Source organism: Capnocytophaga canimorsus (assembly GCF_002302565.1).
Classification (GTDB): Bacteria; Bacteroidota; Bacteroidia; order Flavobacteriales; family Flavobacteriaceae; genus Capnocytophaga; species Capnocytophaga canimorsus.
Genome location: NZ_CP022382.1, coordinates 537,590 through 556,363, shown reverse-complemented (window position 1 = coordinate 556,363; position 18,774 = coordinate 537,590). Strand labels below are relative to the sequence as shown.

Below are 18,774 nucleotides of genomic sequence, written 5' to 3'. Positions count from 1 at the left end.
TTCAATACATTTATTTAATTAACGGAATATTTAAAGCTTCACACTGCTGATACATTTGCTCTGGCCAGATACTAGCTTGTATTTCACCAATGTGTGCTTTGTGTAGTAAAAACATACAAAGACGCGATTGCCCTATTCCTCCACCGATAGACAGAGGTAAAGAATCATCCATTAGTCTTTTATGAAAATAGAGGTTAAGTCTATCCTCTTTGCCTTCTAACTTTAACTGATGTAACAAAGCTTCTTTATCTACTCGAATACCCATTGAAGAAATTTCAAAAGGTAATTCTAGTATAGGGTTCCAAAGGATAATATCTCCGTTGAGTCCTTTAAAATTTTCTTCGGAAGGGGTACTCCAATCGTCGTAATCGGGGGCACGTCCGTCGTGCTTTTCACCGTGGCTGAGTGTTCCACCTATTCCCATAATGAATACTGCTTTATATTCTTTTGCAATGGCTGCTTCGCGTTCCTTTGGAGATAAATTCGGATATTTCTGTAACAATTCTTCAGCGTGAATGAAATGAATTTCTTCAGGAAGTATGGGCTTTATTTGTGAGAAGCTTTCGCACACTAAGTACTCTGTGCGGAGTAAGGTTGCATAGATACGACGAACGATAGCCTTGAGAAAGGATACGTTTCTTTGTTCTTTATTGATGACAAGCTCCCAGTCCCATTGGTCAACATATAGTGAGTGTAAGTTGCCTAATTCTTCATCTGCGCGAATAGCGTTCATATCCGTATAAATACCGTAGCCTTGCTCAATTTGGTAATCTGCTAAGGTTACTCTTTTCCACTTTGCCAGAGAATGCACTACTTCGGCACGAGTTTCCTGCATATCTTTGATTGGGAAGTTAACGGCGCGTTCTATACCATTTAAATCGTCGTTAAGCCCTGTACCTTTCAAAACAAAAAGCGGAGCAGTTACGCGTCTTAGCCTTAACTCGGCAGATAAATTCGCTTGAAAAAAATCCTTTATTTTTTGGATTCCCAACTCTGTTTGCTGCAAATCTAAAATAGGTTTGTAGGCTTTGGGTTTTATCAGATAACTCATAAATATTTACTATAATAAATTTTTTAATATTATTTAATTAGGATTTTATTTTTTTTTAATCCCTTTATTTCTTTTTTAATTAAGGATATGATCTATTTTTTTGTTCTATAAAACTAAAAAACAATTTTTTACGATTTATATGATATTCTAATTTCCAATTGATTATAAAGATGAGTAAATGTTTTTGTTGTTTTATTCTTTTCTGCTGTTTGATATGATTTATAAATATTTTATTGTTCTGCTACCGAAGCAGTAGTATCATTTTTTGAGGAGTTTGTCTTTTTGGCTGCTTTTACATATTCATTAAGCTGATTGTAAAAAGGTTTCCATTGAGCAATGTCCATCATAAGGGTTACGTAATCCAAGAAACGTTTAAGATTTTTCTCTAAATCTTTCCGCAAAATAGAGGCATTTTTTTGCTTTCTAAGTTTTGCATTAGCAATTACTTGTTCATCAAAAAGAGTTTTAAAATTGTTTTGTGCTTCTTTTAAAGCATCGAAAAATAGTGTCGCTGAAATTTGGTTGAGCTTACTGATATTTTCAGATTTTTCAAAATTTTCGATGAGTTTATTAAGTTGAGCTGTCTGCTCGGAATAACTAAGTTTATTCAGATTAAGCCCGTAGTTTTTTATAATACTCAATAGTTCTTGAGCATCTTTAGCTTTCGGATTGTTTTCAAGCAAAGTATAAGCTTCTACAACCAATCGTAATGCTCTAAAAGCTACGTTACGCTGCTTATCAGAAAGAGCTACCGATTTTCCTTTTCCGCTATAGGTGCTCTTTGAGAGTACTGATACATATTCGGCATATACCTCTTCTAATTGTATCAGAAAAGGATGTGCTTTGACTTCTTCAAGATGGGATTGTTTAGCAGCATTGATAGCTTGTTCAGCAAGTGTTGCTAATTCTTTGGTTGATAGTTTTGCTAGTCCTGCTTTCATAAGTAATCATTTTTTTAGTTAAGGAATGTATTTTAAAATATCTAGTTACAAATATAATGATAAAAAAAATGATTAAAAAAACAAAATAAGCTAATTTTTGTGTGTTTATTATTAAATATAATTTAAAATACTTATCAAATAATAATTTTTAATTTATAAAAATAAATTTTTAATTTCATATAGATTAAATTTATTAAAAAGATTAAGTTTTATCATAAATCAAAACTGTGAGTGATTATATATTTTTGTTTTCTAATAAATCTACTTATTGGTTTATTAAAGTTTTTTGAGTTTTTAATCACTTATGATGAAAGTTGATTATAAAATTTATTTTTCGTAATTACTTTAAGTAATGATTGATTAAAATGACTTTATGTTTCAATAAATTTAATTTGATGTTGATTAAAATGTTTTTATTTTTTAAATACTGGTATTTTATTTTTATTACTAGTTAGTAATTGTATAAAAAATGAAATTTTAGTTTTATTTCAAATGATATTTCTTGTTATTTGATTTTTCTTACTTTGTTCTTGATATTTGATACTTTTTCTTTGATAAGGCTTCGACTTTATTAAGCTTGACAACAATATAAAAAAAATATTCTTATACTATTTTTCCGTTTTTTATTTATGATAAACAAAAACGTCTGTTAATTAGAGTACCTAACAACAGACGTTATCGAACCATTTAAATATATACAAATCTTATTATTCCTTAATACGCTCTACGTAGGTACCTTTCTCAGTTTCTATTTTTATCTTATCGCCTTCGTTGATAAATAAAGGAACGTTTACCATAGCACCTGTTTCTACTGTAGCTGGTTTGGTGGCATTGGTAGCTGTATTCCCTTTTACTCCGGGCTCTACGTGAGTAACTTCTAAGATAACGTGCGAAGGCATTTCAACAGAAAGAGGCGATTCATCTTCTGCGTTAAATAAAATCATTACCGTTTCTCCCTCTTTTAAAAGTTCAGGAGTTTCAAGCATATCCTTTCTGATAGCAACTTGATTGAAATCTTCATTGTCCATAAAGATAAATTGCTCGCCTTCTTCGTATAAGTATTGGAAAGAACGCGTCTCTACGCGAACGTCATCAATTTTATGTCCTGCTGAAAAGGTATTGTCAATGGTCTTTCCAGTGGTAACACTTTTTAATTTGGTTCTTACAAAAGCAGGACCTTTTCCAGGTTTTACGTGTAAGAATTCGATGATTTTATAAATATCGTGGTTGAAACGAATACACAATCCTTTTCTAATGTCTGAAGTTGATGCCATTTTAAATTACAATTTTATAAATTTTTAATTATTATACTACTTTTATATTTTGATTTCAATGATTAACCCCAAGCCTTTGCCTAATGGTTATTTGTCTTTTTTCTTTTATAAAATACCAACGCGCTAAGCTCAATCAGTAACTCAAAGGCATAGTACTTCCTTTGATTTGGGATTAAGTTTGGTAATCAATACGTTTTTTCTTAAAAGAAACTAGATATTAGCGCTGTATCCTTTCATAATTCCGCGTTGTGAATCACGTACAAATTGCAGAATTTCATCACGCTCAGGGGTGGCTTCCATTTCAGCTTCAATGATGCGTAATGCTTGAGAGTTGTTGTAGTTTTTCTGGTATAGGATACGATAAATGTCTTGTATTTCACGGATTTTATCGGTAGAAAATCCTCTTCTGCGAAGCCCTACGGAGTTTATCCCTACATAAGATAACGGTTCACGCGCCGCTTTTACAAAAGGTGGTACGTCTTTTCTCACCAGCGAACCTCCGGTTACAAAAGCATAATTCCCGATGGAACAAAACTGATGCACGGCAGTCATTCCCGCCATAATAACGTGATTACCCACAGTGATGTGCCCTGCTAGTGTAGTGCCGTTTGAAAAGATGCAATTATCCCCCACGATGCAATCGTGTGCGATGTGTGAGTATGCCATAATGAGGCAATTCGCCCCCACGACGGTTTTCATTCTGTCTGCCGTTCCTTTGTTTATGGTAACGCACTCTCTTATCGTGGTATTGTCGCCGATGTGGGTAGTGGTTTCCTCTCCTTGATATTTAAGGTCTTGCGGGTTAGCTGAAATGACTGCTCCTGGGTATATGCTGCAGTTCTTTCCGATTCGTGCCCCTTCCATAATGGTAACATTAGAGCCAATCCAACTTCCTTCACCGATAACCACATTATTATGAATTACAGCAAAAGGCTCAATGACTACATTTTTTGCTATCTTCGCTCCAGGGTGAACGTATGCTAAAGGCTGATTCATTTGCTTCTTTTATTTTACTTTTACAATTTGTGCCATCAGTTCGGCTTCGGTTGCCAGCTTTCCGTTAACGTACGCATACGCTTGCATATGGCAAATTCCACGACGGATAGGGGTAATGAGTTCCAACTTGAAGATAAGAGTATCACCAGGTTTTACCTGTACTTTAAACTTAACGTTATCTATTTTCATAAAATAGGTCAAGTAATTCTCGGGGTCAGGAACTGTACTCAAAATAAGGATACCTCCAGTTTGCGCCATTGCTTCAATTTGAAGAACACCGGGCATTACCGGAGCTCCTGGGAAGTGCCCTTCGAAGAATGGCTCATTCATCGTAACGTTCTTCAATCCCACTACGTGCTTGTCGGAAAGTTCGAAGATTTTATCTACTAACAAAAACGGCGGACGGTGAGGTAACAACCGCATAATTTCAACGGTATCGTACAACGGTTGTTGATTGATATCGATGAGAGGAACGTTATTTCGGCGTTCGTTTTTAATGATTTTCGAAAGTTTTTTAGCAAACTGGGTATTGGTAAAATGCCCAGGCTTGGTAGCAATGACCTTCCCACGGATGCGAGTACCCACAAGTGCCAAATCACCAATTACATCCAAAAGCTTATGACGGGCAGCTTCGTTAGGGTAGTGTAGCTCCAAATTGTCTAAAATTCCGTTTGCCTTAACTGAAATTTCTTCTTTATTGAATACTTTTTTGAGCTTTTGCATAGTCTCTTGCGAGAGTTCTTTATCTACATAAACGATAGCATTGTTCAAATCACCACCTTTAATTAAACCGTGGTCAATAAGCATTTCGAGTTCGTGTAAAAAGCTAAAGGTACGCGAGTTGGCAATTTCGTCTTTGAATTCGGATAATTTATTTAAGTATGCGTTTTGAGTACCCAACACTTTCGTTCCGAAATCAACCATAGTGGTTACTTGGTATTCTTCAGCTGGAATGATTGTGATTTCGCTTCCTGTTTCTTCATTGACGTATGAGATTACCTCTTTGACGATATATTCTTCACGTGGTGCGTCTTGTTCTTGCAATCCGGCTTGTGCGATGGCTTCTACAAAGTACTTTGCTGAACCGTCCATAATTGGAGGCTCGGAAGCGTTCAGTTCAATGATAACGTTGTCCAGATTCATTCCCACCAGCGATGCCAATACGTGCTCACAAGTTTGTATTTTGACCCCTTTCTTTTCAAGTACTGTGCCTCGTTGGGTGTTTACCACATAGTTAGCATCTGCTTCAATAACTGGTGCTCCTTCCAAGTCAACTCTGACAAAAGTATACCCGTTACCAATGGGGGCAGGTTTTAAAGTCATCTTTACGTGCTGCCCTGTATGAAGCCCCACGCCTTCTAAACTGATTTCCTTAGCTAAAGTGTTTTGTTTTACCATAAAGATTTTATTTACTTTCTAAATATTTCTTTTCAATATCTAAAAACCGCTTCATTAAAGAAGGTAATTTTTTGAAAATCACGTATGATTTATTATAATCGTTGTAACCAATGGCGGGAGCGCCTTGCAACATTTCATCGTCTTCTACATTTCGGATAACTCCAGATTGTGCTTGAATTTTCACTCGATTGCCTATGGTTAAGTGTCCAACGATGCCTACTTGCCCACCAATCATACAATTTTCTCCAATTTTAGTGGAACCTGCAATTCCTGTTTGAGCTGCAATTACCGTATTTTTACCAATTTCTACATTGTGTGCTATTTGAATTTGGTTATCGAGTTTCACACCTTTACGAATAATAGTAGAACCTAATGTGGCTCTATCAATGGTACTACCCGCACCAATATCCACGTAATCCTCTATGATAACATTTCCAATCTGAGGGACTTTATTGTAAAATCCTTCCTGAACTGGAGCAAAACCAAATCCATCAGCTCCCAATATTACCCCTGCGTGAAGTGTACAATGTTTGCCAATGACCGTTTCAGAATAAATTTTACATCCTGCGAACAAAATGGTATTATCACCTATGGTAACATTATCGCCTATGTAGGTGTTAGGATATATTTTAACATTATCGCCTATAACAACATTATCCCCGATATAAGTAAATGCCCCAACATACACATTTTCACCTAATTGAGCTGTCTGTGAGATAGAAACAGGCTGCTCTATTCCTGATTTATTAAGTTTTATTTGATTGTAATACTCAAGTAATTTGGAAAATGCAGAATAGGCATCTTCTACCTTAATCAAGGTTACTTGTACTTCATTCTCAGGCTCAAAACTTTTATTTACAATGGCTATAGACGCTTTAGTTGTGTAAATAAAGTTTTTATACTTTGGGTTTGCCAAAAACGTGATGCTACCTTCTTCGCCTTCTTCTATTTTAGACAACTTATGTACTTGTACATCAGGGTCTCCTACAATTTGACCATTGAGAATGTTTGATATTTGTAAAGCTGTAAATTTCACTATAACTTACTATTTTTCGATTATTTACCAAAGTAATTTTACTAATAAATAAGGTGTTTCTAAGTACAATTTTGCATCAAAATTACTTTTTTCGCAACAAAAATATAAAATTTATTTAAAATATGGCTCAAGCCATACGTTATTTTGCCTTAATAGATGTTGTTTAGTAAAATGCGTTTATCTATAGAAAATCAATCTAACTCTTTGGGGTAACAAAGATAATTTTTTACCACGCGTTCTGAGAGAGCTTCTAGATTAAGTTGGTCAGAAGCTTTGGCCACATCTAAAATTTTACCTGTTTTGGTTAGAATATAAATATTTTGTCTCTTTTCGTTATATGCAATGTTGCTTACCTCACCTGAAAAAACAAAATACTGAGCCTCTTGTTCTGAAATTCCATACAATTGTTGTACTTGTTGCAAACGTGAAGCTATTTTTTCTTTTTCAAAAGAAGTTTTACGAAGTTTAACCCTAGGCAAATCTCTATTTAACAGCATTTTACTTAGACTTGAAAGCACAAAATCAGAATGGAATTGCCATTCCTTCATCGCAGAAATAATATCATTATCATCTAACAAAGCGTATTTATCCAAAAGGACTTTATCGAATTGTTTTTCAGTGATTCGATGTTCCACAAAAAAGCGTAAAGCGGTTGACATTTCAAGCCGATAGCCTTTTTGTGCTAGCTCTTTAGCGCGTTTGAGTACTTTTATGAGCAATTGTTCCGCACAAACACTAGTTTTATGCAAATATACTTGCCAATACATCAATCGACGAGCAACTAGAAATTTTTCAACAGAATAAATAGCTTTATCTTCCACTACAAGTTGGTCATTTTTGACATTAAGCATCGCGATGATTCGCTCCGAGTTGATGTTTCCTTCAGCAACTCCAGTATAAAAGCTATCACGCTTTAAGTAATCGGAACGATCCATATCCAACTGACTAGAAATAAGTTCGTGTAAAAAATTACGAGGATAATTTCCAGTGAAAATCTGAATAGCTAAATCAAGTTTTCCCCCAAATTCGTTGTTGAGTTCTTGCATAAAGCGTAGTGAAATTTCTTCGTGTGAAATTCCTTCCACGATGCTGTGTTCCATAGCGTGAGAGAAAGGTCCGTGACCGATATCGTGCAGTAAAATGGCTACATAGAGTGCTTCCTCCTCTTCTTCTGAAATAGCAATCCCTTTATATTGAAGTACTTGAACAGCTTTTTGCATCAAATGCATACAGCCCAATGCGTGATGAAAACGAGTGTGTCTTGCTCCAGGATACACTAAATACGATAGCCCCATTTGTGTTATTCGTCTGAGCCTTTGGAAATAGGGGTGTTCTATTAAATCAAAAATGAGTACGCCAGGAATATGTATAAATCCATAAACAGGATCATTGATTATCTTTAATTTATTTCTTTTCAAGGATATGATTTAAAATTACCAAAGTACAAACGTATCATTTTTTTTTCATTTTTGAAAGTAGTATATTGGATAAAATTAAAAAATGAAACGGAAAAAGTTAATTTCTTCACTTTTATTAAAAAGTTTGGCTTGAAAGGTTCACGGATAATATATAAAAGCAAAGAATCAAAAAAAAATATGTACTTTTGCGTAATGAATTTAAGAATCTCATTGTCAATATATAGCAGTTAATACATATATGCTGAAAAATATTGAAAAAAGCAGATTTTAAAAATCAAACTTTCAAAAAATGCGTGTTGAAAAGAAATTTCAGATAGATTCTTTAAAAAATATAAAAAAGAAGGCTTTATTTTGGGCAAATTCTTTACGAACTAATGTAATTTGGTTGGATTCCAATCAATATCCAGACAAGTATCGGCAGTTTGAAGCCGTTTTAGCATTTTTTCCTCATAAAATTTTGGAAAAATACGAATCCAAAGGAGCATTTGAGGCTTTGAAATCCTTTATCGATACTACAAACGACTATATTTTTGGCTATTTGTCTTATGATTTAAAAAATGATGTCGAAAATTTACAATCTGAGAATTTTGACGGACTTAAATTTCCTGAATTATATTTTTTTCAACCTCAAAAAATAGTTTTTTTTCAGAGAGATTACCTTGTTTTCAGTTATTTAGAAAATGTTTCTGAAGAAATTGATAGTGATTTTGAGCAAATTTGTACATTTTCTGAAGAATCAATCCATAAGGATACGGTTTTTTCACAAAAAAAACAGGTTTCTGCACGAATTTCAAAAGAAAATTATGTACAACAGGTTGAGAAAATGCAAAAACATATAGCTCGGGGTAATATTTATGAGGCTAATTTCTGTCAGGAGTTCTATATAGAAGATGTTGATATTGAACCACTTTTTGTTTATGAGAAGCTCAATAATATTTCGGAGCCGCCTTTTGCAAGTTTTTTAAAATTCGATGGAAAATATGTGTTATCAGCATCTCCTGAACGTTATTTACAACGAAAAGGAAATGTGGTTATTTCTCAACCTATTAAAGGAACTGCAAGGCGTTCTGAAAATCAGGAAGAAGATAGAAAACTTTGCTCAGATTTAGAGCGAAATCCGAAGGAACGTTCTGAAAATGTGATGATTGTTGATTTGGTCCGAAATGATTTATCACTTTATGCCGAAAAAGCAAGTGTGAAAGTTACAGAATTATGTAAACCATACACTTTCAAGCAGGTACATCAACTTATTTCTACCATTGAAACGAGAGTAAAAGAAGGAACACACTCTGTTGATGTAATTTGCTCTACCTTTCCGATGGGAAGTATGACGGGAGCTCCCAAAATTTCGGCAATGCAAATCATTGAAAATTCTGAAGCTACTAAGCGTGGTGCATACAGCGGAGCCATAGGTTATTTCACTGCCAATAATGATTTTGATTTCAATGTGGTGATTCGTAGTATTTTGTATAATTCTGAAAATAAGTATCTTTCCTTTTCCGTGGGGAGTGCTATTACTGCCCAATCTGTTCCCCAAAAAGAATACGAAGAATGTTTGGTAAAAGCCAATGCAATGCGTAAAGTGATTGAGAATTAGATAAAAAATGGAAAAACGTTTTTCGCAACATATTCAAAAATTTTTGCAAGATGACGATGTCATTTTACTGGCTATAAGTGGTGGATTGGATAGTATTGTTCTTTTTCATTTGTTACATAAACTTGATTTTGAAGTGGTTTTGGCGCATTGTAATTTTCAATTGCGAGGTGCTGAGAGCGATGCCGATGCCAAATTTGTGCAAAATTTAGCCCAAAGCAAAGGAATTCGCTGTTTTGTTAAAACATTTGATACGCACAAGTATGCTGAAAGTAATGGACTGAATACACAATTAGCCGCTCGAAAATTGAGATATGATTGGTTTGAGCAACTTAGACAAGACCAAGATTGTCAATATATTGTAACGGCGCATCACGCTGATGATGATTTGGAAACTTTTTTGATTAATTTGTCCAGAGGCACAGGAATTAAGGGATTGTTAGGGATTCCTGAAAAAAACGGAAATATTATTCGTCCATTGCTTGTGTTTTCCAGAGATGAAATTTTGCAATATGCTAATAAGCATCAACTTAAATGGAGGGAGGATAGTAGTAATGCCACCGATAATTACTTAAGAAATAGAATTCGTCATCACGTACTTCCAAAGCTTAAAGAACTACATCCTCAGTTTTTGGAAAATTTCAAAAATACTCAAGATTTTATGAATCAATCGGTTATTTTTATCGAAGAACAAATAGTTACGCTAAAAGAACAAATTTTTTCTTTCAAAGATGAAATGATTTATATTGATTTAGAAAAAATGAGTTCGCTAAAAAATCTTGATTTTCTGCTGCATCAAATTTTCTATCCGTATGGATTTTCGAATGTTTCCGAACTTAAAAAAATGATGAAGGCAACTAGTGGTAAGCAACTTATATCGGATACACATCGACTTCTTAAAGATAGAAATATATGGATTTTAAAACACAGAGTAGTTAATCAGAGCTCTTCTTTCCTTTTAAAGAAAACCGATAAGATTGTAGAAAAACCCTTGTCGCTTGTGTTTGAAAATGTAATAGCATACACTTCAAATACAGCACAAACTATTTTCGTAGATGCTGATTTGCTTGAATATCCCTTGAAAATCAGACCTTGGCAAAGTGGTGATGTATTTTATCCTATTGGATTGAATCAGAAAAAGAAGGTTAGTAAATTTTTTAAAGACGAGAAACTTTCCATTTTCGAAAAGGAAGATCAATGGCTACTGGTTTCTGGTGAAAAAATAGTTTGGATAATTGGTAGGCGAGCAGATAATCGTTTTCGGGTGACTTCAAAAACAGTAAATATCCTAAAAATAACACTCAAATGAATTGAATGCTTTTAATAGGTAGTTTTGCGAATTCGTCGTATAAAAAAATATACTTGAGGGTTGAATGTGCCTTAGAAAAATTTGGTGAGTAATCAAAAAAAATATACCTTTGTGAAAATTTTAAAAGTGTTATGTTTGAATTCCAACAATATCTAGGTTTTTTGGCTTTTTTAGGAATAGCTACTATTGGTTTTTGGTTGATGATTCTGTTGCTTACTTTTATTGTACCTTATTGGGTAACAGGCTCAATTAAGGAAATGCTAAAAGAGAAGCGTGAAGCTAGAAGAGCAAAAGAGGAGGCTTAGGTAGTTTGTTATTGCTTTTTTATTAGCTTTTGATAATCAGATTTTTGTGAATTCATCAGATTTCACAAGGGTCTTTTTTTGTTTTAAATAATCGGAAAAATTGCATTTTAATGATACCCAAGTTAGAAAAAAAATTACAAAGCATACCCGTTTTGGGTCGATTGGTATCATTCTTAAAAAAAATTCGTTTAGGGAAACATCCTTTTTCTTTGTATGACTTGATAGAGTTGTATGTGGTTGGGATTGTTGAAGGTGCGGTAACGTATCGTGCGAGTGCTATTTCGTATAGTTTTTTTGTGGCTATCTTTCCTTTTTTACTATTCGTACTTAACTTGATTCCGTACGTGCCTATCGAAGACTTTCAGCAAGATTTTTGGATTTTTTTAGATGGGCTACTCCCTCCAGGAACCAATGAGTTTTTTGCAGATATTTTTTTTGATATTGCTAATAAGCGCCGTGCCGGATTACTCTCTTCCGTTTTTTTGCTTTCTATCTTTCTGATGACCAATGGAGTAGTAGCTATTTTTGGAGGCTTTGAGTATTCCTATCACGTCAAAAATCCTCGAAATATGTTTAGACAATATTTTGTAGCTTTGGGGGTTACTATTATTTTGGCTTTATTATTACTTTTTGTTGTAATATTGTTTCTTGCCTATGGGGTTTATGTTGTGCCGTATATGGAAAAAACAGGAATATTCAGAAGTAGCGAATCCTTACTTTGGTGGAGTAAAGTAGGCGCGGTGTTTTTGATTTCGTATTTTGCTACTTCTTTTTTGTATTATTTCGGAACGAAAGATGGTAAGAAAAATCGTTTTTTTTCAGTAGGGTCATTGTTTACCACCTTGCTTTTTGGACTTACAACTTATCTTTTTGGTTTGTATATTGAAAATTTTTCACAATACAATCAATTGTATGGTTCTATAGGAGCTTTGCTGATATTTTTGTTTTATACTTGGCTTAATTCCAATATTTTACTTTTAGGGTTCGAGCTAAATGCTACTCTTTTAAGGCTTAAAAAAACAAGTTAAATGTCTTTTTTTGTTGATGTTATACTACCCATATCACTTAGTAAATTGTTTACCTATTCGGTGAATGAGCACGAAGCTCATTTTTTGAAACCAGGGATGCGTGTAGCGGTATCTTTCGGAAAAACAAAAATTTATGCGGCATTGGTTTTTCGTGTTCACAATGAACAACCAACGTATCAAACTAAAGACATTGAATACATTCTTGATGAATTCCCTATTGTAACTTCCACTCAATTAGCTCATTGGCAATGGATTGCAGACTATTATATGTGCTCGTTAGAGGAAGTGTATAAAGCGGCACTACCCAATGCTTTCCTTTTGGAAAGTGAAACCGTTGTAGAAATAGCTCAAAAAGATTTATCTACAACGCAATTTTCAGATGAAGAATATCTTGTGTATGAGGCGCTTAATTTTAAAACTTCACTAAAAGGACAGGAAATTACTAAAATTTTAAATAAGAAAAAGGTACTCTACGTACTGAAAAGTTTACTCGAAAAAAAAGCTATTAAAATTTCCGAAAAAATTTTTGAAAAATATGTACCTAAACGTATTAAATATGTTCGTTTAGCTGAAAAATATCAAGAAGAAAACGGACTAAAACAAGCCTTAGACTTATTGAAGAATGCACCTAAGCAAAAACAACTTATCCTTGCTTATTTTAATCGAAATGGTAGAGAAAAAACACCTATAAAATCGGAAGAGTTACTGGAAATCAGTAAAGTAAGTGCTTCCGTATTGAAAAAGGCAGTTGAAAAAGGTATTTTTGAAGAATATTACTTACAAAAAGATCGATTTGAGTTTGAAGGTGAAATTATAAATCAAAAGAAACTTACTGAAATTCAAGGAAAGACTTTACTTGAAATTGAACAAAAATTTACTGAAAAACAAATTGTTTTACTTCACGGAGTAACAGCTTCTGGGAAAACAGAAATTTATGTAAAACTCATTGAGCAAGTAATCAATCAAGGCAAACAAGTACTTTATCTGCTTCCTGAAATAGCAATTAGTACTCAATTAGTGAGTAGATTACAAAGATATTTTGGTGATAAAATAGGGGTTTATCATTCTAAATATTCTGTTAATGAACGTGTTGAAGTGTGGAATAACGTTTTACACAATTCGCAAAAAATGAAAGTGATATTAGGGGTGCGTTCGGCAGTTTTTTTGCCTTTTTCAGATTTGGGGCTTATTATTGTTGACGAAGAACACGATGCATCTTTTCGGCAAATAGACCCTGCCCCTCGCTTTCAAGCCCGTGATACGGCCACCATTTTGGCAAAACTACATCAGTGTCAGTTGCTTTTAGGGTCTGCTACACCTTCTATAGAAAGTCTCCATAATGTAGCCAATCAAAAGTATGGCTATGTATCTTTAAATCAACGTTATGCTTCATTTCAGTCTCCAGAAATTGTTTTGATAGATATGAAAGATAAATTGCGAAGAAAACGAATCAAAGGGCATTTCTCAGATGATTTAATTCAGGAAATGGAGCAAACTTTAAGTAAAGGCAAACAAGTACTTTTATTTCAAAATCGACGAGGATATGCTCCTGTAATTCAATGCAAAAGTTGTGGAACGATACCCCAATGCCCTAATTGTGATGTGAGTTTAACTTATCATCAGGGACGAAATCAGTTGCGCTGTCATTACTGCGGATATGCTATTGCTAAAAGTGAAATTTGTATAGCTTGTTTTAGTACAGATTTGATTACCAAAGGAGTAGGTACAGAGCAAATTGCTCAAGAACTTCTTAGCTTATTTCCTAAGATAACTATTGATCGTATGGATCAGGATACCACTCAGGGTAAATATGGTTTTCAAAAAATTTTGTCGGATTTTGAACATCAACAAACTCAAATTTTGGTAGGTACACAAATGATAACCAAAGGCTTAGATTTTTCAAATGTAGGTTTGGTAGGTGTGATCAATGCCGATATGCTTATACACGCCCCTGATTTTAGGGCTCACGAACGTAGTTTTCAAATATTGATGCAAGTATCAGGTAGGGCAGGGCGTAGTGCCGAAAGAGGTAGAGTGCTTATTCAGACCTATAATCCCAATCATATAGTACTGCAGCAAGTTTTAAATCACGATTTTAAAGGAATGTATCAAACACAAACTGATGAACGTAATGAGTTTGCCTATCCACCATTTGTACGTTTGATAAAAATTACTTTTAAGCACACCGATTTTAATAAGGTAAACGAAGGAGCGGATTGGTTCGCAAAAGCATTGCGAAATGGATTTGCTAATCAAACGGATTTGCAGGTATTAGGTCCTGAATTTCCTTTGATTTCTCGTATTCGTAACGAATACATTAAAGATATTTTGGTAAAAATTCCTTTACATCTTTCCTTTTCCAAAATTAAAGCATTTATTATCAGAACAGAAAAAACTTTTTTAGCAATTGCTCAATTTCGGTCTGTTCGAGTCATTTTCCACGTCGATTAGCTGTCAAATCAAAAAAACAATAAACAAAAAACCCCTCCAAAACATATTTTTGGAGGGGTTTAATTATTTATTATGAAACAAAATTATTCTAATAATGCTTTTATTCTTTTGAAGTTAGCTGTATCTCCTAGCGCTCCGTAAACATTTTTTAACTGTTCTAATACTGATGTTTCATTGCCTTGTACTTTGATGTACTCTTCCATAAATTCAACGGCTTTTCTGTATAGCATATCCTTTTGTTGCCCTAATTCGTCGTACTTTTTAATATCTGCTTTTGAGTTTCCTAAAGCGTTCATTTGTTCAATAAGGGCATTTCCTTCATTGATGTATGTGGTTGAATAGTTAAGTACAGCATCAGTATAGTTCGGACGAAGTTTCAAGGCTTGTTTGAAAGCTTCACGAGCCGCTTCCAACTGCCCTTGCTCCATATTGATAACTCCTATATTGTATTGAATATCAGCGTTTTCAGGGGATAGTTTAGCGGCTTCCTCCATCAATTCTTTAAACTTATTGCGGTCGTTAAGTTGCAGATAAACACTGGCTTCTGCAATTACTAAAGTAGCATCTTTCGGAAAAGCTTTACGTGCTTCTTCGAAAGCGTTGATTGCTTGATCGTTTTTACCTTGCTCAACATATATCAAAGCGATATTTTTAACAATTTCACCTCTTTTTGAAGGTGTTTTTTCGGTTCTCGGATTGATATATGAACCTGATTTCACCATCAAATCGCGTTGATTTTTGCTGGTAAAAGTCTCTTCTTTTTGACTTTGTTTATTTTTAGCCAAGTAAAGAGTTTCCGCTCCGTCATATCTCAAATTCTTTAATTCAATGTAGTGTTTGAGCGCTGTATCATAATCTTTGTCTTGCACGGCTAACACTGCTGCATTGTACAAGAATACAGTATCTTGCGGACTAAGTCGGTACACTTGCTCAAATGCTTTTTTGGCATTTTTGTAATCTTTACGCTCATATGCACTAGTTCCTTGCTGAGTTGCCAAATCAACAGCCTCTTTAAGAGGGATTTGGGAGGTGAATTTCCCTTTTTGGCTATTTTCCAATTCGCGTACTTTAGTAAATGCTTGTGAAGCCTTTGATAAAGAATTCATTACATCTCTACCTTTTTTGGCACTTTCAAAACCTAACAGCCCTTCCAAGAAGTAATATTCGGTCTCGTAGTCTTGGTTAGCAGTAGCAATTTGCTTCACTTGATTAAGTGCAGATTGAGCAGCTTCTAAATCTCCTTTTTTGATATTCTTAGCCACTTCACGAAGTTCCTTTTTTTGCCCAAAAGCAACTGCTGTTACCAGTAAAGCAGATGCCATTAAAATTTGTTTTTTCATATCTCTTCAAATTTATTTTTAAAATTTTTATTCCTCATTTAAACTTTCAATTTCCGTGCCATTGTCAGTTTCTGTATCATTTTCTTCCTCTTTCATAACTTTAGCAACAGCGGCAATAGAGTCTTTACCCTTAATGTTGATTAGGCGAACCCCTTGTGTAGCACGCCCCATAATACGCAAATCATCAATTGGCAAACGAATGGCAATTCCTGATTTGTTGATAATCATTAGGTCTTCGCCCGCAAGTACGCTCTTGATAGCTACCAAATTACCCGTTTTTTCAGTTATCGAAATGGTTTTTACTCCTTTTCCGCCACGATTAGTAATTCGGTAAACGGCCTCTCCAGTTTCTGGCTCATCGATATAGGAACGTTTTCCGTATCCGTTTTCCGAAACTACAAGCACAGTTTCTTCTGATGGATTTTCGATGGCTATCATACCAATAACTTCATCATTTTCAATATCTAAGTCAATACCACGTACCCCTTGTGAGTTTCGCCCTACAGCACGTACTTTTTCTTCTCCAAAGCGAATGGCTCTACCTGATTTCACGGCTAACATCAACTGGCTTTTTCCAGAAGTAAGTTTTGCTTCAAGCAATTCATCACCTTCCTTGATGGTAATAGCATTGATTCCGTTTTGGCGCGGACGAGAGTATTGCTCCAACAATGTCTTTTTAACAATACCTTGTTTGGTAGCCATAATCAAGTAATTACTATTGATATAGGCTTCATCTTTAAGGTCTTGAACACTGATAAAGGCTTTTACCTTATCGTCTTGTTCAATATTGATTAGGTTTTGAATAGCACGTCCTTTTGATGTCTTGCTACCTTCAGGAATTTCGTAAACACGCATCCAGAAACATTTTCCTTTTTGGGTAAAGAAAAGCATATACTGATGATTTGAGCTAACGAAAAGGTGCTCTAGGAAGTCTTGGTCACGTGTGGTTGAAGCTTTTTGACCTACTCCACCTCGGTTTTGAGTTTTGTATTCGGTAAGTGAAGTACGTTTGATGTATCCGGCGTGCGAAATGGTAATCACCACAGACTCATCAGGAATCATATCTTCAATACTAAAATCGCCACCTGCATATTCAATTTTGGAACGACGCGCATCGCCATATTTTTCTTTAACTTCTAAAAGTTCTTCTTTAATAATCTGGAAACGTCTGGGTTCATTGGCTAAAATGTCTTCCAAATCCAATATTAACTTCATAATGGCTTCGTACTCTTCGCGGATTTTATCCAATTCCATACCCGTAAGTCGTGCCAAGCGGAGTTCCAAAATGGCTTGAGCTTGTCTTTCGGAAAGGTCAAATTCCTGTATCAGTCCTTCTTTGGCTTCTTGCGGATTTTGTGACTGACGGATAATAGCAATTGCACGGTCAAGCGTATCTTGCGTGGCTATGACCTTCATAAAACCTTCCAAAATGTGAGCGCGTTCTCTGGCTTTTTCCAACTCAAATTGGGTACGACGCACCACTACATCGTGGCGATGCTCTACAAAGTAATGAATTAAATCCTTTAAATTCAATAACTTCGGGCGACCATTGACCAAAGCAATATTATTAACACTGAATGAAGATTGCAATGCTGTGTGCTTGTACAAGTTATTCAATACGATATTGGGCACAGCGTCACGTTTAAGCACATATACAATACGCATTCCTTTACGGTCGGACTCATCACGTATGCTGGAAATTCCTTCAATCTTTTTGTCCTCAATCAAGTCCACCGTTTTTCTAATCATTTCGGCTTTATTGACTTGATAAGGAATTTCATTAACTATGATGCACTCTCTGCCATCAATTTCTTCAATATTGGCTTTGGCACGCATCACTACACGTCCTCGCCCAGTTTTAAAAGCTTCACGAACACCATCATAACCGTAAATAATCCCTCCTGTGGGGAAATCTGGTGCTTTGATGTGTGTCATCAATTCATCAATTTCAATGTCTCTGTTGTCAATAAAAGCAACAATACCATCAATAACTTCATTAAGGTTATGAGGTGCCATATTAGTTGCCATACCTACGGCAATACCCGAAGCTCCGTTAACCAACAAATTCGGAATACGTGTAGGAAGAACAGTAGGCTCTTTCAAAGTATCGTCAAAGTTTAACTGGTGGTCCACAGTATCTTTTTCGATATCGGCGAGCATATCTTCGGAAATTTTTCGCATACGTGCCTCGGTATAACGCATTGCTGCTGGGTTATCCCCATCGATAGAACCAAAGTTTCCCTGCCCATCAATCAGCATATACCGCAAACTCCACTCTTGTGCCATACGCACCATAGTGTCATAAACCGAAGAATCACCGTGAGGGTGGTATTTACCTAAGACTTCCCCAACAATTCTCGCTGATTTTTTATGAGGTCTGTTACTTAAAACGCCCAATTCGTGCATTCCGAACAGAACACGACGGTGTACCGGTTTAAGTCCGTCACGGACATCGGGCAACGCCCTTGAAACGATTACCGACATTGAATAATCAATGTAAGCGGATTTCATCTCATCTTCTATATTGATAGGTATGAGTTTTTCTCCTTCTGCCATAATTGGTTTTTATTTATCTCTTAACTTATTTTGTTTAATGCTATACTATATAAAACGCTACATATAAAGTATATAAG

The 18,774-nt window shown here is 35.0% G+C and carries 14 protein-coding genes; 5 read left to right on the top strand and 9 right to left on the bottom strand.

Annotated elements, in window-relative coordinates:
- Window positions 1–10: 10 nt before the first annotated feature.
- The 7 genes from asnA to CGC47_RS02425 all read right to left on the bottom strand — a co-directional run bounded on the left by asnA (window position 11) and on the right by CGC47_RS02425 (window position 8,114).
- The gene (asnA, locus tag CGC47_RS02455; protein WP_013997486.1) at window positions 11–1,051 is read right to left on the bottom strand and encodes an aspartate--ammonia ligase; all 1,041 of its coding nucleotides are present in this window, start codon (window positions 1,049–1,051) and stop codon (window positions 11–13) included.
- A gap of 230 nt (window positions 1,052–1,281) precedes the next feature.
- On the bottom strand, window positions 1,282–1,992 hold the full coding sequence (locus tag CGC47_RS02450; RefSeq protein WP_041999889.1) for a DUF6261 family protein: 711 nt from the start codon (window positions 1,990–1,992) through the stop codon (window positions 1,282–1,284).
- A 707-nt stretch (window positions 1,993–2,699) separates the two neighbouring features.
- Complete coding sequence (gene efp / locus CGC47_RS02445) at window positions 2,700–3,266, bottom strand: elongation factor P (RefSeq protein ID WP_013997484.1); 567 nt, start codon at window positions 3,264–3,266, stop codon at window positions 2,700–2,702.
- Window positions 3,267–3,476: 210 nt separating this feature from the next.
- Complete coding sequence (gene lpxA, locus CGC47_RS02440) at window positions 3,477–4,262, bottom strand: acyl-ACP--UDP-N-acetylglucosamine O-acyltransferase (RefSeq protein ID WP_013997483.1); 786 nt, start codon at window positions 4,260–4,262, stop codon at window positions 3,477–3,479.
- 9 nt (window positions 4,263–4,271) lie between these two features.
- On the bottom strand, window positions 4,272–5,660 hold the full coding sequence (locus CGC47_RS02435; RefSeq protein WP_013997482.1) for a bifunctional UDP-3-O-[3-hydroxymyristoyl] N-acetylglucosamine deacetylase/3-hydroxyacyl-ACP dehydratase: 1,389 nt from the start codon (window positions 5,658–5,660) through the stop codon (window positions 4,272–4,274).
- A gap of 7 nt (window positions 5,661–5,667) precedes the next feature.
- On the bottom strand, window positions 5,668–6,696 hold the full coding sequence (gene lpxD / locus CGC47_RS02430) for a UDP-3-O-(3-hydroxymyristoyl)glucosamine N-acyltransferase (protein WP_041998957.1): 1,029 nt from the start codon (window positions 6,694–6,696) through the stop codon (window positions 5,668–5,670).
- A gap of 191 nt (window positions 6,697–6,887) precedes the next feature.
- Window positions 6,888–8,114, bottom strand: coding sequence for an HD domain-containing protein (locus CGC47_RS02425; RefSeq protein WP_095899943.1), 1,227 nt, complete (start codon window positions 8,112–8,114; stop codon window positions 6,888–6,890).
- A gap of 289 nt (window positions 8,115–8,403) precedes the next feature.
- Here CGC47_RS02425 and CGC47_RS02420 point away from each other — a divergent pair, with 289 nt between their 5' ends.
- From CGC47_RS02420 to priA, 5 genes are all read left to right on the top strand, one after another.
- Entirely contained in the window at window positions 8,404–9,711 is a 1,308-nt protein-coding gene (locus tag CGC47_RS02420; protein ID WP_041998959.1) for an anthranilate synthase component I family protein, read from the top strand.
- A 7-nt stretch (window positions 9,712–9,718) separates the two neighbouring features.
- Entirely contained in the window at window positions 9,719–11,017 is a 1,299-nt protein-coding gene (gene tilS, locus CGC47_RS02415) for a tRNA lysidine(34) synthetase TilS (protein ID WP_095899942.1), read from the top strand.
- Between the two features lie 131 nt (window positions 11,018–11,148).
- Window positions 11,149–11,322, top strand: coding sequence for a hypothetical protein (locus CGC47_RS10820; RefSeq protein WP_013997476.1), 174 nt, complete (start codon window positions 11,149–11,151; stop codon window positions 11,320–11,322).
- A 110-nt stretch (window positions 11,323–11,432) separates the two neighbouring features.
- Window positions 11,433–12,350 (top strand): YihY/virulence factor BrkB family protein, encoded by a 918-nt coding sequence (locus CGC47_RS02405; RefSeq protein WP_013997475.1) that lies wholly within the window; start codon window positions 11,433–11,435, stop codon window positions 12,348–12,350.
- Window positions 12,351–14,801: a replication restart helicase PriA gene (gene priA / locus CGC47_RS02400; protein ID WP_095899941.1), complete on the top strand. Its 2,451-nt coding sequence runs from the start codon at window positions 12,351–12,353 to the stop codon at window positions 14,799–14,801. It begins immediately after the preceding gene.
- 83 nt (window positions 14,802–14,884) lie between these two features.
- On the opposite strand, the gene CGC47_RS02395 is transcribed toward priA, so the two are convergent.
- Window positions 14,885–16,141, bottom strand: a complete 1,257-nt coding sequence (locus CGC47_RS02395; RefSeq protein ID WP_041985302.1) for a tetratricopeptide repeat protein — start codon at window positions 16,139–16,141, stop codon at window positions 14,885–14,887.
- A 27-nt stretch (window positions 16,142–16,168) separates the two neighbouring features.
- Entirely contained in the window at window positions 16,169–18,697 is a 2,529-nt protein-coding gene (gyrA, locus tag CGC47_RS02390; protein ID WP_013997472.1) for a DNA gyrase subunit A, read from the bottom strand.
- Window positions 18,698–18,774: the final 77 nt, after the last annotated feature.

Coding starts and splice junctions, on each gene's coding strand:
- asnA (WP_013997486.1), bottom strand. CDS start 1,051: ATGAGTTATCTGATAAAACCCAAAGCCTACAAACCTATTTTAGATTTG.
- CGC47_RS02450 (WP_041999889.1), bottom strand. CDS start 1,992: ATGAAAGCAGGACTAGCAAAACTATCAACCAAAGAATTAGCAACACTT.
- efp (WP_013997484.1), bottom strand. CDS start 3,266: ATGGCATCAACTTCAGACATTAGAAAAGGATTGTGTATTCGTTTCAAC.
- lpxA (WP_013997483.1), bottom strand. CDS start 4,262: ATGAATCAGCCTTTAGCATACGTTCACCCTGGAGCGAAGATAGCAAAA.
- CGC47_RS02435 (WP_013997482.1), bottom strand. CDS start 5,660: ATGGTAAAACAAAACACTTTAGCTAAGGAAATCAGTTTAGAAGGCGTG.
- CGC47_RS02420 (WP_041998959.1), top strand. CDS start 8,404: ATGCGTGTTGAAAAGAAATTTCAGATAGATTCTTTAAAAAATATAAAA.
- tilS (WP_095899942.1), top strand. CDS start 9,719: ATGGAAAAACGTTTTTCGCAACATATTCAAAAATTTTTGCAAGATGAC.
- CGC47_RS10820 (WP_013997476.1), top strand. CDS start 11,149: ATGTTTGAATTCCAACAATATCTAGGTTTTTTGGCTTTTTTAGGAATA.
- CGC47_RS02405 (WP_013997475.1), top strand. CDS start 11,433: ATGATACCCAAGTTAGAAAAAAAATTACAAAGCATACCCGTTTTGGGT.
- priA (WP_095899941.1), top strand. CDS start 12,351: ATGTCTTTTTTTGTTGATGTTATACTACCCATATCACTTAGTAAATTG.
- CGC47_RS02395 (WP_041985302.1), bottom strand. CDS start 16,141: ATGAAAAAACAAATTTTAATGGCATCTGCTTTACTGGTAACAGCAGTT.
- gyrA (WP_013997472.1), bottom strand. CDS start 18,697: ATGGCAGAAGGAGAAAAACTCATACCTATCAATATAGAAGATGAGATG.